13 protein-coding genes are annotated in these 13840 nt (G+C 68.3%); 5 read left to right on the top strand and 8 right to left on the bottom strand.

The genetic code is table 11. From position 1 onward, the window contains the following. Window positions 1-127: 127 nt before the first annotated feature. The 3 genes from DV709_RS02800 to DV709_RS02790 all read left to right on the top strand — a co-directional run bounded on the left by DV709_RS02800 (window position 128) and on the right by DV709_RS02790 (window position 2549). Window positions 128-367, top strand: coding sequence for a hypothetical protein (locus tag DV709_RS02800; protein WP_117591552.1), 240 nt, complete (start codon window positions 128-130; stop codon window positions 365-367). Between the two features lie 185 nt (window positions 368-552). After that, on the top strand, window positions 553-1428 hold the full coding sequence (locus DV709_RS02795; RefSeq protein ID WP_117591550.1) for a CbiX/SirB N-terminal domain-containing protein: 876 nt from the start codon (window positions 553-555) through the stop codon (window positions 1426-1428). Beyond that, window positions 1428-2549, top strand: a complete 1122-nt coding sequence (locus DV709_RS02790) for a DR2241 family protein (RefSeq protein WP_117591549.1) — start codon at window positions 1428-1430, stop codon at window positions 2547-2549. Before DV709_RS02795 ends, DV709_RS02790 begins: the two co-directional genes overlap by 1 nt. Window positions 2550-2746: 197 nt before the next feature. On the opposite strand, the gene DV709_RS02785 is transcribed toward DV709_RS02790, so the two are convergent. The 4 genes from DV709_RS02785 to DV709_RS02770 form a co-directional block, all read right to left on the bottom strand. After that, window positions 2747-3343 (bottom strand): DUF7524 family protein, encoded by a 597-nt coding sequence (locus DV709_RS02785; protein WP_117591547.1) that lies wholly within the window; start codon window positions 3341-3343, stop codon window positions 2747-2749. A gap of 104 nt (window positions 3344-3447) precedes the next feature. Further along, window positions 3448-3633, bottom strand: a complete 186-nt coding sequence (locus DV709_RS02780; protein WP_058581454.1) for a methytransferase partner Trm112 — start codon at window positions 3631-3633, stop codon at window positions 3448-3450. Window positions 3634-3717: 84 nt separating this feature from the next. Then, entirely contained in the window at window positions 3718-4557 is an 840-nt protein-coding gene (locus DV709_RS02775) for a phosphatase PAP2 family protein (protein ID WP_157972630.1), read from the bottom strand. Window positions 4558-4715: 158 nt separating this feature from the next. After that, a complete protein-coding gene (locus DV709_RS02770; protein ID WP_117591545.1) occupies window positions 4716-6050 on the bottom strand; it encodes an adenylosuccinate synthase in 1335 nt (444 codons plus the stop codon). A 237-nt stretch (window positions 6051-6287) separates the two neighbouring features. Here DV709_RS02770 and DV709_RS02765 point away from each other — a divergent pair, with 237 nt between their 5' ends. Beyond that, window positions 6288-6593, top strand: a complete 306-nt coding sequence (locus DV709_RS02765) for a hypothetical protein (protein WP_117591543.1) — start codon at window positions 6288-6290, stop codon at window positions 6591-6593. 8 nt (window positions 6594-6601) lie between these two features. Here DV709_RS02765 and DV709_RS02760 read toward each other — a convergent pair whose 3' ends face one another. Next, window positions 6602-8887, bottom strand: a complete 2286-nt coding sequence (locus DV709_RS02760) for a DUF7527 domain-containing protein (protein WP_117591540.1) — start codon at window positions 8885-8887, stop codon at window positions 6602-6604. A 210-nt stretch (window positions 8888-9097) separates the two neighbouring features. Here DV709_RS02760 and DV709_RS02755 point away from each other — a divergent pair, with 210 nt between their 5' ends. Next, complete coding sequence (locus DV709_RS02755; protein WP_117591538.1) at window positions 9098-10033, top strand: class I SAM-dependent methyltransferase; 936 nt, start codon at window positions 9098-9100, stop codon at window positions 10031-10033. A gap of 24 nt (window positions 10034-10057) precedes the next feature. On the opposite strand, the gene DV709_RS02750 is transcribed toward DV709_RS02755, so the two are convergent. From DV709_RS02750 to DV709_RS02740, 3 genes are all read right to left on the bottom strand, one after another. Then, window positions 10058-10879 (bottom strand): CDP-alcohol phosphatidyltransferase family protein, encoded by an 822-nt coding sequence (locus DV709_RS02750; RefSeq protein WP_157972629.1) that lies wholly within the window; start codon window positions 10877-10879, stop codon window positions 10058-10060. Between the two features lie 111 nt (window positions 10880-10990). Then, window positions 10991-11341: a hypothetical protein gene (locus DV709_RS02745; protein ID WP_117591533.1), complete on the bottom strand. Its 351-nt coding sequence runs from the start codon at window positions 11339-11341 to the stop codon at window positions 10991-10993. Further along, window positions 11338-13791: a penicillin acylase family protein gene (locus tag DV709_RS02740; RefSeq protein ID WP_117591531.1), complete on the bottom strand. Its 2454-nt coding sequence runs from the start codon at window positions 13789-13791 to the stop codon at window positions 11338-11340. The genes DV709_RS02745 and DV709_RS02740 overlap by 4 nt, the downstream gene beginning before the upstream one ends. Between the last annotated feature and the right edge of the window lie 49 nt (window positions 13792-13840).

Below are 13840 nucleotides of genomic sequence, written 5' to 3'. Positions count from 1 at the left end.
CGGGGAATGTACAAAAACCCGGAGGGTCCCTGCCGCGCCGCCGACTGAAGCGAATTTCAGTAACATCGCGTACAGAAATATCATTCAGATCATCCTTATCGCTTCGGCGGTCCACTCTCTATCTGTGATGAGAACACACCCGGAACCGCTCCCGACGACGGTCGAATCGGTGGTGCAGACGTTCGTCTTCCTCCTCGTCGCGTTCGCCGCGATGGTCGTCGCCTCCTACCCGACGGCGACCCTCCTCGTGTTAGCGGGCGTCGGCGCGGCGACGCTGGTGACGGTCGCCGTGCTCGCCGCGCGCCGCTCGCTGGGTCGCCGCAGCCACGTCTGCATCCCGCGAACCGGCGTCTGCATAGAGGCCTGAACCGTCAACGGTCGACGAACCGCACGCGAACCGCACTCGAACAGCACTCGACCCGCACGCGAACCGACTTCCCGCTGACGCCTCCCCTCCCGACCGCCGCAGAACCGCACGAGAACCACCGCAACGAACCGGGTCGGACTGCCGGACCCGAAGTCCCTAAGAGCGTCGCGCCCTCAGCGTCGGACATGCAAGCGCTGGTCATCGTGGCCCACGGGTCTCACCTGAATCCGGATTCGAGCGCCCCGACCTACGACCACGCGGACACCATCCGCGACGTCGGCGCGTTCGACGAGGTGAAGACCGGTTTCTGGAAGGAAGAACCGTCGCTCAGAGAGGTCCTCAGGACCGTGGAGTCCGACGAGGTGTTCGTCGTCCCGATGTTCATCAGCGAGGGCTACTTCACCGAGCAGGTCATCCCCCGCGAGCTTCGCCTCGACGGCTGGGACGTCTCGGAGTGGGACTCCGACGGCCTGAGCGCCAGTCACGCGACGCTCACCGCCGCAGACACGAACCAGCGCGTTCACTACTGCGGTCCCGTCGGCACTCACGAGTCGATGACCGACGTGCTCGTCCGCCGCGCCGAGTCGGTGACGGGCGACCCCGAAGTGGGAGCGGGGTTCGGCCTCGCCGTCGTCGGTCACGGCACCGAGCGCAACGAGAACAGCGCGAAGGCAATCGAGTACCACGCCGAGCGCATCCGCGAGATGGACCGTTTCGACGAGGTGCAGGCGCTGTACATGGACGAAGAGCCCGAGGTCGACGACGTGACGGAGTACTTCGAGAGCGACGACGTGGTGGTGGTCCCGCTGTTCATCGCCGACGGCTTCCACACACAGGAGGACATCCCCGAGGATATGGGACTCACCGACGATTACCGGACGGGATACGACGTGCCCGCCGAGGTCGACGGCCACCGCATCTGGTACGCCGGGGCGGTCGGTACCGAGTCGCTCATGGCCGACGTGGTGCTCGAACGCGCCGCGGAGGCGGGTGCGGACGTCGGTGACGCCGTCGAAACCGTCCGGGAGCGAACGCGGGGGTCGCCCGCGGCGGGTGACTGATGCGCGCCGGACAACTCGACGCGCTCGTCGAAGCCGTAGCGGCCGACGGAGGCGTCGAGTTCGACGGGCTGAACGCGAACCACCGGGACGACGGCTACGGGTTCCGGACCCCGCACACCGAGCGCACCGGCCTCTCCGAGGCCGAGTTCCGCGAGGTGGCCGAGTCGAACCCGTGGTTCGTCTCGAACTGGTTCTACTGGACGCGCGAGGTCGGTCTCGGCGACCGGGAGACGGGTGAGGCCGATTCCGGCCGACGCGACGGCGCCAGCGCGCGCCGCGCGTTCCTCCGATGGGCCGAGCGCGCCGACGACCACGGCGTTCCGGAGCGGTACGAGGCGCTCGCCGACGGCGTCAGCCGCGAGTGGGGACAGCTCTGCGTCACCGCGACCGTCGCCGACCACGGCGAGCGTCGCTACCACCTCCGTCACGTCGCCGACGCCGACGCGGACCTCTCGTCGCTGGATGTGTACACCGACCCCCTGGAGGCCCGCGGCATCGCCACGTACGACGAGAGGGGACGGTACCGACCGCTGAAGACCGCGCCGACGCTCCGCGACGGGTGGGCGTTCGCGGACCTCGACGGTCGGGCGCTCGTCGAGGCGGTCGACGTCGTCTACCCCGCGACCGTTCCGAACTGGTACCGGGAACGGGAGGGTCGTCTCGACGTGAGCCACTGGAACGAGACGGCCGAGCGCCAGACGGGTATCTACGACGTCGTCGACGAACTCGACGAGGAGGCCGTCGAGTGGATTGCGGAGTCCTGTTGCGTCGACTCGCAGTGCCTCAAGCGCCGGATGTGGGACGCCGACGAGGAGACCGAACTCGACGCCGACCGGGGCGACGGCGTCTTCCCGTGCAGAGAACCCTGCTCGCTCGTCGTCGCCGCCGCCCGCAAGTGGACGACGCTCGAGCGCGAGGAGTCGCGGACCTACGAGTTCGAGCTCACGCCGAGCGAGAAAGAACAGGTCGAGGAGATAATCGACGCCGTCGCCGACGGCCGAACCGACGAGATTCGGGAGGCCGACGTGTACGAGGGCGCGAATCGCTACCGAGCGCGGTTCCTGCGGGCGAAGCGTTTCGACGACGAGGGAAACTTGTCGGGGACGCCGACCGACGAGTGAAGCGTTCGGCGGTTTTTGGTCCAGCTTTTCGAGGGAGCGGAGCGACCGAAGAAAAGGTGGCTGTGTGATTTGTCGGGGACGCCGACCGACGAGTGAAGCGTTCGGCGGTTTTTGGTCCAGCTTTTCGAGGGGGCGAAGCGACCGAAGAAAAGGTGGCTGTGCGATCTATCGGGGACGCCGACCGACGAGTGAAGCGTTCAGCGGAGTTCGCTCGCGGCGAAACTGAGCGCGACGCCGAGGACGACGCCGACGGCGACGAAGACCACCGGACTGTTGAGCACCAACCCGACGCCGAGCGCGACGGTCAGCGCGACGACGCCGACGCCGACGAGCGGGAGGACGCCCACGTCGCCGACGCTGTCACGGACGTCGTCGAGCGTTCCCGCACCTGTCGTCGTTCCCGATTTCGACGTCTGTTCCGCGGTCGGCGGGCGACTGAGGCGTTCGTCGACGTCGACGCCGGGGTCGTCCTCGGGCGGTTCGACCGTCACGCTGACCGTCGTCTTCTCCGCACCGTAACCCGCCGATATCTCGACGGTGTCGGTCACGCTTCGGTCGAGCGACTCGTCGACGGCGATGTGAATCGGGAGGTTCGTCCCGCGTTCGACGTAGTGGTTGCCGCCGTCGAGTCGGGCGACCCGAGACAGCGCCTCGCCGAGGCGCAGGTGGACGTGGACCGCCTCGCCGCGGTTGACGAGGTCGACGACGAACGACCCTGCCGTCGTGAACTCGCTGGGCGCGTCCACGGCGTGGAGTCGCTCACCGTTCACTTCGACGGGGAGCGTCTGTGACATGTCTCCTCACTTAGTACGCGACGGCAAAAAGATACAGGGCGTTACAGCGACGTATCGGGCGGGTTCTTCGGACGAGTGCCGCGGAAACTCCCGTCGCGAGCCGCTCAGTCGTCGCGCATATCCGGCGGCAGCAGGTTCGGGATGCCGTCCTCGATGGGGTACACCTCGCCCGTCTCCGTCCCGATGAGTCGGCCTTCGAGTATCTCGTCGTCGTCTCGCTCGTCGACTTCCAGTTCGAGGTCGCTCTTGTCGAGCGGGTCGCAGAGAATGTCCATGAGGGATTCCTTCATCGTCCGAACGGTGGGATGCGTCGGATAAAAAGCGTGCGGGTTACCCGACGTTTCTGAACGACGGTCTCGCGGAGGGTAGCGCGCTCAACGGGACGCGACGCCCGTCTTCCCACCGAGCTCCGTGACGACCACCGGAAACGCGACGACGAACCCGACCAGCAGCACGCTGAGTGCGAACACCGCCGGAAAGAGCGTCCCGACCGCCTCGGTGGCGACGCGGATGCCGACGACCGCGGGAAGGCCGACGAGCGCGAGCGTCGCCCCTTCTAGTCGAGAGGCCGGGCGCGCGGTCGGTTCGAGCGCGTACCACGCCAGCGCGCCGCCGACCGCCGCGCCGAAGACAGTCACGGCGTTGACTGTCGGCCCGGCGAGCGCGTAACCGACCGCGCCGAGACCGGCCGCGAGGACGAACGCCCGCGAGGGTTCTCTCCGGGTGATTCGGAGTGCGATCCACAGAAACGCCGCCGCCAACGCCACGCCCGCGAGCACGTCGCCGACGTAGTGGACGCCGATGACGACCCGCGACAGCGAGACGACGAGGACGAGCGCGGCGGCGGCCGCGTAGCGAACCGCGCGACGACCGGCGTCGACGAGCGCCGCGAGACCGCCGTACAGCACCGTTGCGATGACGGCGTGCCCGCTCGGGAACCCGTAGCCCGTTTCGACGACCAGCGCCGTCTCCACCGGCGGCCGCGGGAGCGCGAACGCGCCCTTCAGTCCGACGACTAGCGCCGCCCCGCCGAGAACGAGCGCCGTCAGCGTCGCCGCTCGCTCGCGGTCGGTGAGCCAGTACAGCAGACAGAGGAACCCGACCGAGAAGGCGACGCCGCCGAGTTCCGTCAGCGGGACGAACCAGTCGACCAGTTCCGGGGGAATCGCCTCCCGAACCGTCTCCGAGAGGTCGACGAGGCGAAACGCGTTCACCGTACCTCCCCGAGCGACGCCGACCCGCCGCTCGCCGTCGATGAGACGAACATAGCGGCCGGACTCCGGGAAGGAGTAAGAGCGTGTCGGTTCGGAGAGCCGTCGTGCGGTTCTACGGAGAACACGGCGGCGACGGTCGGTTCGCCGCTCTCGACCGTCTACTGCGACTCGAACGGGTTCGCCAGTTCGACCGACTGCTCGCGGTCCGGACCGACGCCGACGGCGTAGACGGGCGCGTCGACCTGCTCGCTCAGGTAGTCGAGGTAGTCGCGGGCGGCCTCGGGGATGGCCTCGTACCCCGCTTCGGCGACGTCGCTCCAGTCGACCTCCGGCCACGGCTCGAACTCCTTGAGCACGGGGTCACAGCGCGCCCACTCGTCGGTCGTCGAGGGAATCGTACGAATCTCCTCGCCGTCGAGTTCGTAGGCGTGGCCGACCTTCAGTTCGTCCAGGCCGGCGAGCACGTCGACGTGGTTGACGGCGATACCGGTGAAACCGCTCGTGCGCGAGGCGTGGCGGAGCATCGGCACGTCGAGCCAGCCGATGCGGCGCGGACGACCGGTGACGGTGCCGAACTCGCCGCCCTTCTCGCGGATGAAGTCGGCGAGTTCCTCCTCGCGCTCGTCGCCGTCGAGCTCCGTCGGCAGCGGCCCCTCGCCGACGCGCGAGAGGTACGCTTTGACGATGCCGACGACTTCGCCGCGGCCGACGACGGTCGGCCCGACGCCCGAACCGACGGCCGCGCCGCCGGCCGTCGGGTTCGAGGAGGTGACGTACGGGTAGTTGCCGTGGTCGATGTCGATGAGCGTGCCCTGCGCGCCCTCGAACATCACGTTGTCGCCCTCGTCGCGGCGGCGGTAGAGGAAGTCGCCGCAGTCGACGAGCATCCCCTCCTCGGCGAGTCGGCGGCCGTACTCGGTGCACCGCTCGTGGAGCGCGTCGACGTCGAGTTCGTCGCCGGCTTCGAGTCCGTAGACGTCCTCGACGATGGCGCGCTTCTGCGGGACGACGTACTCCAGTCTGTCGCGCAGAATCTCGGGGTCGAGCAGGTCGCCGACGCGGATACCGCGGCGGCCCGCCTTGTCCTCGTACGTCGGGCCGATGCCGCGGCCGGTCGTGCCGACCTTCACGCCCGAGTCGGCCTTCGCCTCCTCCTCGATGCCGTCGAGTCGGCGGTGATACGGGAGGATGACGTGCGCTCGCTTGGCGACGCGAACGTCGGGGTCGAGGCCGCGCTCGCGTAGCGCGTCCATCTCCTCGAACAGCGTCTCGGGGTTGACGACGCAGCCGTTCCCGAGAACGCCGATCTTGTCGCGCACGGCACCGCTGGGAACCAACGAGAGCTTGTACTCGGTCCCGTCTTCGACGACGGTGTGTCCGGCGTTGTCGCCGCCCTGATAGCGGACGACCACGTCGGCGTCGCCGCCCCAGAGGTCGACGAGCGCGCCCTTGCCTTCGTCGCCCAACTGCGAGCCGACGATTGTGACAGTCATAGTCGCCGATTCTGCGGCACTCGCTAAACCGGTTACGGTCCGTCGTCGAAAAATGAACACGGGTGCGCACAGGCGACCGCCGACCTCAGGAGAGTTGAACACGAACGTGTATCTCCCTCCGCCTCGTGGCGAATCCAAACGGTTAACAATAGACGTGTTGTACAATGACAATCCCTACCGTTCTCGCCGGACCGGACAGCAACTTTTAAAGGGAGCGAAGACAAGTTAACAAATGGCATGATAGACAGACTCGAAAAAGAGGTGGACATGCTCGAACGACACCTCCAAGTCCTGAAGATGGTCATCGAGAACGAACCCATCGGTATCGTGAAGATGTCGAACGAGACCGGCTACCCCCACCACAAGGTCCGCTACTCGCTGCGCGTCCTCGAGGAGGAGAACCTCATCGAGCCGTCGAGCCAAGGTGCGATCACGACCGAGCGAACGGCCGAGTTCGTCGACGAACTCGACGGCAAACTCGACGAGATCGTCGACAAGCTCGACACGATGAAAATCGAAGACGCGGTCGAAGTCGAAGGGTAGCTGTTCTCTCAGAGCTCCGGAACGTTCAGATGGAAGTCGCCGTTACGGGTCTCGACGAGACAGAGGTGGAATCCCCGCTTTCTGGTGAGTCGGACCAGACTCTTTCGCTTGCCGCGACTGAGCAGTCCACCGCCCGTCGCGTCGGCGGCCGTCTCTAACGCTTCCGGCTCGAAGTAACTCGTCGTCACGAGGAACGACGCGCCCAGCGAGTCGCTCGTCTCGGCGACCTGTCCGGCGTTCTGGACGAGCGAGGACATCATCGCCTCCGACGCCGCCGCCCGCGAGTCGTTGACGTCGGCGACCAGAAGCGGGTTGCCCATCCGGTCGCGCAGCACCACGTCGAACGTCCGCTGTTCGCGGTGTTCCTCGCCGTTCTCGGTGAACTGCACCGAGACATCGCCGCCGAGCTCGGCCCGGTCTATCTTCGGAATCGCGTCGAACAGTTCCTGCATCGCGGCGACGTTGCCAGTGTCGCGGATCTCGTACAGCAGGTCGTCGACGACCCACTTCACGAAACCGTGCTCGACGGTGCCTTCGAGGAACTCCTCGTAGGACTCCCCTTCGACGTGGAGTCCCTCGGTCTCGAAGCGCGTGTGGTGCTCGAGCCGAAGATTTTCGATGACCTCGGGGCGGTCGACCTCGCCCGCGTGAGCTTTCTCCAGCGTCCCGCCGCTCTTGGTTCCGTAGCGGACGAACAGGTTCGTCCCGTCGAGCGCCTCTTTGCGGCCCATCGTCCGCTCGGGCGCGGACCCGTCGTCGCTCCCGGCTTGGGCGGCTTCGAGTTTCGCTTCGAGCGACTCGACCGTCTCCTCCAACCGCTCGACCGACTCCGCGAGGCGGTCGGCGCGCTCGCGCTGCTCCTCGCGTTCGGCTTCGACCGTCGAGAGCCGCTCCAGCGCCTGTTGGCGCTCGGTCTCGGCGGTCTCCTTCGCCGCAACGGCGCGTTCGAGGCGCTGTTCGAGTTCGGCGCTCGCGGCGGTCGGTTGCTGCTTCTGCGCGGCCGCCTGCCGGGGCTGACCGCCCTTCGAGCGCCGCGCGGCGGCGTCCTCGTCGGGGGTGCGGTCGGTCTGCGCGGCCTGTCGACGACGTCTCCGCCGCCGCCGTCCGTCGTCGTCCGCGTACTCGTTCACCTCGGTCTGTTCGGGGTCCAGCGCCGGTATCGACTTCGCGTTCCGCCACTCGGCCTCCTCGGAGAACACGTCGGGGTCCACGGCACCGTCGGCCGCGTTGGCGTCCTCGCCCGCGGACACGGCCGCGGAGTCACTCGAAGGCTCGCGCGGCTCGGGGTGCGTCTGGGCGGTCGTATCGGTCCGCTGGTGGTCGCTGTCGTCGCCGTCGGCGTCGTCGTTCTCGCCCCTGCCGACTTCGGGAGTCCCCGTAGAGGCGCCTCCGGCGTCAGCATTCGTCGGTTCGTCGCTCGCCGGTTCGTCGCTCGCCTGCTCGCTGGCTGCGTGCGCGGCGGCCTCGGCTTCGGCCGGCGTCGGGTCCGTCGGCGTCTCGGTCTCGGTGGCGACCTCTTCCGTCTCGGCGATGGGTCCAGAGAGCCGGTCATCCGACTCCGAATCGACCGCCGCTCGGTCCGCGGTCGAGTCCTCTTCGGCTCCGGCGTCGGTCGCGTTCGCCGTCCCGTCCGTCGCGTTCGCCGGCTCGTCGGTCGCCGCCTCGGACTCGGCGCTTCCGACCGCGCCGAACGTCACGTCTCCCTGGTCGTCCTCCGCGGCGGACTCCTCGGGCGCTGGCTCCGGTTCCGGCTCGGGCTCCGGAATCTCGACGACGTCGACGTCGGCGGTTTTCACCTCGAAGATGCCCACCTCGTCGTCGGCGCGTTCGAACGCCTCCTCCCCCGTCAGGAGCGTCCGGTTGTTGCCGACGAACGCCGCGCTCATCGACTTGCCGCCGTGGTAGACGACGTAGTAGTCGCCCGAGAGCACGTTCTCGGAGAGTTCGATGTAGCCCGTGAACTTCCCCGACTTCAGCGTGGCGTCGGCCTCCGAGATCGACGTCTCGTTCGTGTAGTAGCTCGCCCGCGTCTCGCCGCCCTGCTCTCGCATCGTAAAGAGCAGCGGTAGCGAGGGGTCCGGTGCGGTGTAGGCGGTTCCCTCGGCGCTCTCGAAGGACTCGATGGTACCCCCGAAGACGCCGACGACGCGGCCATTGACGAAGAACGCCCACGCCATGTCGGCGCTGACGGCCCCGGTGAACCCCGCGGCCGCGAGGTCGGAGAGACCGGCGTACCCGCCGTCGAACGGTCGCTCCTCCCACCCGGTGACTGTCTCGATTACGTCGCTGTCCATTTGATGCTACTTCACCACACCCGAAGCAAATACTTTCCGGACGCGCAAGTACGTGTCAGTCAGCCGTCTGACGGCTGTCAGCCATCGGCCGACCGCCGCCTCCTTTGGGGCGGCTTTTCGGGTGACCGCTGCCGATTTTCCCTCCGGCTACGACCGCCGCTCTCTCGCCCTCGTCAGTAGCTCTTTGATTCCCGCGACCGACGTACGGCCGTGTCACGTCCCCAGTCGTACTCGTTTCAGCGCTATCTCGCGGCGAAAGAGCGCGTCGACGACCGGGCGCTTCACCGCCCGACGCTCGACGCGGTGACCGCGGACCTCGCGGCCGTCGCCGACGCCCGCGACGAGGTCCGCGTTCTCGACCTCGGCGGCGGTCTCGGCTCGATGCTTCGCCGGCTGCTCGACTGGAACCGCCTTCCCGACCGAGTCTCGTACACGCTCGTCGACAGAGACGGGACGAGCCTCGAACGCGGCCGCCAGCGGTGCGTCGAGTGGGCGTCGGAGGCGGGGTACGCCGTCGACGGCGGCGACGAGAGCGGCGAGAGCGACGAAATCGAGAACGACGCGGGACACGACCTCGTACTCTCGACCGCGACCGAGGAGATCGGCGTCTCGTTCGTCGCCGCCGACGCCTTCGACTTCCTCGAAGCCACCGAAAGGCGGTGGGACCTCGTCGTCGCCGCCGCGTTTCTGGACGTCGTCGACCTCGACTCGGCGCTCCCGGCCATCTTCTCGGCGCTCGCCGCCGACGGGCGCTGGTACTTCCCGGTCACCTTCGACGGCGAGACGGGGTTCGCGCCGACGCCGGAGCCCGAACTGGAGGCCCGAATCGTCGACGCCTACCACGCGAGTATGGACGCCCCGAACCGTCCCGGCGGAAGCCGAACGGGCCGTGAGTTGCTCGCGGCCGCCCCCGAGGCCGGCGGCGAGCTGCTCGCCGCGGGCGGCTCCGACTGGGTTGTAACGCCACCGTACGCGGGCGACGAGGCGTACTTTCTGCACCACCTGCTCTCGTTTTTCGAGGACTCCGTGGGAGAGAGCGGCGAAATCGACGGCTTCGACGCGTGGGCCGACGAGCGCCACGCGGCCGTCGAACGCGGCGAACTCTCGCTTGTCGCGCATCACCTCGACGTGTACGGTCGATGCTGAGGGAGCCCGTCGTCGCCGGACCGCTCAGTCGACGACGTGTTCGGTCGGTTTGGTCGCGCCGTCGCCGACGCGCCCGGAGACGTAGAGCCAGTCGCGGGCGAACCCGAGCAGCAGCGCGCCGCCGAACGCCACCGCACCGACGGCTCTCGCGCGCTGGTCGGGCACCGGCGACAACGCCACGGCGAGAAACGCCATCTGGAGCCCCGCGAGCAGGCGGCGACCGACGCGCGGCGGCAGGTCGTAGACGGGTGCCCCGCGGCGACGGCGCAGGTCGCGTGCGAGGCCGAACGCGTAGCGTGCGAAGCCGACCGGGAGATACCAGACGGGCAGCAGCCCGGCGGCGACACCGACCGAGCAGGCGACGAGCACGCCGAGGGCGTCGTATTCCAGGTCCAACGTGGTGCCGAAGCCGGTGACGCGGTCGTTTCGTCGCGCGAGCGTCCCGTCCAGCAGGTCGAGCGCGGCGGCGGTTCCGTAGAGTGCGGCGGGTATCCACAGCAACGCGGCGGTTTCGGCCCAGTCGACGACGACGAACGCGGCGACCCACGCCAAGAGCACGCCCCGACCGAGCGTGACGAGGTTGCCGGCTCCGAGACGAGCGAACAGCGTCTCACCCGCCCGACGGTTCCGGTCGAGCTGTCGAAGCGCCCACCAGAGTTCGACTGCGAGAACCGCGGCGGCGACGAGGAACCAGGTTCCGACCGCCGCGGTCGTCGCGGCGCGAGTCGTAGAGAGCGCGCTGGCGACGAACAGCGTCGCCAGCGCGGCGACGCTCGCGAATCCGCCGAGACGGCGGCGGAGACTGGCGAGCGCGCTCTCGCGGCGGACGCGATTGCTCCCGGACACATGCACATATGCGGTGCTCGAAATATAGTTCTATGCCGCGCGGTCGTCATCTATGCCGCGCCGTTATCTTCTATGCCGCGCGGTCGTCCGGTCGAAGCGAGGGCGTCGTGTTCAGACGAGCGCCCGAACCGCGACGGCCGCCGCGAGCGGCAGTGCGAACGCCGCTACGACGGCCAGCACGCCGATCTGACCGGTCTGGAGCGCCGTCGAGAGCGCGCCTTCGTACAGCAACCACGCGGCGAAGGCGAACAGGACGACCAGGCCGAACGTGAGACCGTTGACGACGGCGCGCGAGAGCGAGGTGGCGACGAGGCCGACGAGCACGCCGCCGACGACGAGGCCCGTCCAGTGAACCGTCGTCGCCGCGACGCCGACGGCGGTGGCGAGAATCAGCGCGAGTTCTGCGTACCGACCGGTGCGTATCGGCGCGAGCGCCGAGTCGGCGCGCGTACCGGTGCTCACGACGAACCCTCCGCGACGAACACGAGGTCGGGGTCGCCCCCGGGCGAGTCGAGCGTCATCGGTTTGTACTCACCGTCGGCCCACATATCAAGTTGGTCGTCGTACTGCGGCGACCACGGGTTACCGGAGTTGCCGCCGGGGATGCTCGCCGATGAGTCGTTCTCGAAACTGACGACCATCCGCAGACTGCTCCCGACCTGCCTCTCGGTTCGGAAGTTGAACACCGTGTCCGGCGACCCGTCCATCGCTCGCTCGGGGTAGTCGAGGAACGCCTGCCCGAACGGGTGGTTCAGGTCGAGTCGGTTGTAGTCGCCGTACGTCTCGTAGCCCCTTTCGTCGATTCGCTCGGCGGTCCGGTTCATCGCGATGGCGGCGATCTCCGCGCGCGTCTCGACCGCTCTCGTTCGATTGTCGTCGTACCAGTCGCTGTCCTCGGCGAACCCCTGCAGAACGTAGTCGCGCGGGTAGTACCCCTCGTCGAGGCCCTGCGCGCCGAACTCGTCGGCGAACGTCGCGTTCGTGAACTCCTGCATCCACACGGCGTAAATCAGCGCCGCCTCCGAGTCGGCGCGCATCGACCCGTTCCACCCGCGGAGCGTTCGGGCGTCCTCGCGTGCGGCCGCCGAGAGACCGACCGAGGCGTTCGTCGACGACAGAGCGTACTCGGTGAACGCGGCCGCTCGTTCGCTCTCCACGTCGCGTTGAATCTGCTTCATGTCCTCCGGCGTCATCGGCGTCCCCGCGTTCGCGCGCTCGTCGAGCAGTTCGTAGATTCGCTGCCCGCGATACGGGTCGGCGAACGTCATGCTCGTCCCGACGTAGAACGGCGGGTCGTCGACGACGCGCTGGTTCGCCGTGGCGACGTAGTCGGGGTTGTCGAGGTGCGGGATGGCGTCGAACGGGGCGAAGCCGGACCACGACGACGTACCGTACGGTTCGTAACCCCGCCACTCGCCCTCGCCCGCGGAGCCGTTGAAGATTCGGTTCCCGCGGACGACGTCGCCGTCGGTGCGGCGAATCGGGTACTTTCCGGCGGGGTAGTACAGCGTCTCGCCGGCGCGGTCGACGGCGACGACGTTCTGCGCCGGCGCGTCCCAGATTTCGAGCGCCTCCTCCACGTCGCTCATCTCGGACGCGTGGTTCAACCGGTAGACGCCCAGACTCTCGTTGGTCGCCGAGAAGCCGGGCCAGGCGACGCCCACCTCGACGCCCTCGCGTTCGACGACCGGCCCGTGGACGCTCTTTCGCACCGTAACCGTGCGGTCCTCGCCGTCGGCGACTTCGATGGTCTCGGTCGTCGTCTCGAACGGTCGGTACTCGCCGTCGTACAGGTACTCGCCGTCGCGGGTCTCGTAGGTGTACTGGTCGGTGAAGTCGCCGCCGACGTTCGTCAGCCCCCACGCCACGTCCTCCGTCTGGCCGATGACGACGAACGGGATTCCGGGAAAGGTGACGCCACGGACGTTCGTCTCGTCGGTCGTGAGGTGCATCTCGTACCACAGCGCCGGCACCGTCAGTTGCAGGTGCGGGTCGTTCGCCAAAAGCGGCGACCCCGACTCGGTGAGGTTCCCCGAGACGACCCAGTTGTTCGAGCCGACTCCGGGTTCCGACTCGTACGCCCGCACCCAGTCGTAGAGGCCGGCGACGTCGGCGGACTGCGATGCCGGTGTCTCGGTTCCGGCGACACCCGCCGACTCGTCACCGCCGAACGATTCGGAGACGTTCCCGTCGGGCGCGTACGGTACCGCGTCCGACTCGCCGCGGACGTTCGGCGTCTCGTGGTCGAGCGCGTCGGGATACAGCTCGGCCGCCGCGTCCGCGCCGAGGCGCGAGCGAACCGTCTCGCGGCGCATGTCGGCGAAGTTGCCCGAGAGCGTCCACGAGATCTGCTTGCCGACGAGCAGCGTGTCCACGGGCGTCCACTCGTCGGGTTCGTAGCCGAGCATCCCGAACTCCGGCGGCAGCGGTTGCGTCTCTGCGTAGTGGTTGACGCCCGCCGAGAACGCTTCGACGCCGGGGCCGGCCTCGGTGTCCCGCACCGACTCCCAGGACGCCTCCGCCGCCGCCTCGAAGTCCATCGAGCGGTGGAACTCGTCGGATTCGACGGCCGCCTCGCCGACCGCAGCCGACAGCTCACCGGAGATAAGCCGCCGCTGGAGGTCCATCGCGAAGAGGCGGTCTCTCGCCTGCACGTAGCCGACCGCGAAGTACAGCGCCTCCTCGTTCTCGGCGTCGACGTGGGGGACGCCGTACTCGTCGTACGTCACCGTCGCCTCGCCGTAGGGGTTCTCGACGCGCTCGCCGTCGCCGACGCCGCCGTCGACGCCCTCGTAGACGCTCCCGGAGAACGGGGCCGAAAGCGAGAGGTACGTCCCGCCCAGCACCGCCGAGGCGACGAGCGCCCCGGCGAGGACGACGCTGAGCGCGACTCGCCGCGGATTCGAATGCATAGTGAACGCGTGTACTGTTGCCGAATAAGTGTTACGCGGGTGATGAGAA

Origin of the sequence: Haloprofundus halophilus (assembly GCF_003439925.1) — an archaeon.
Lineage (GTDB): Archaea > Halobacteriota > Halobacteria > Halobacteriales > Haloferacaceae > Haloprofundus > Haloprofundus halophilus.
Note: the sequence above shows the minus strand (reverse complement) of the source record. Positions and strands in the feature narration are given on the sequence as shown.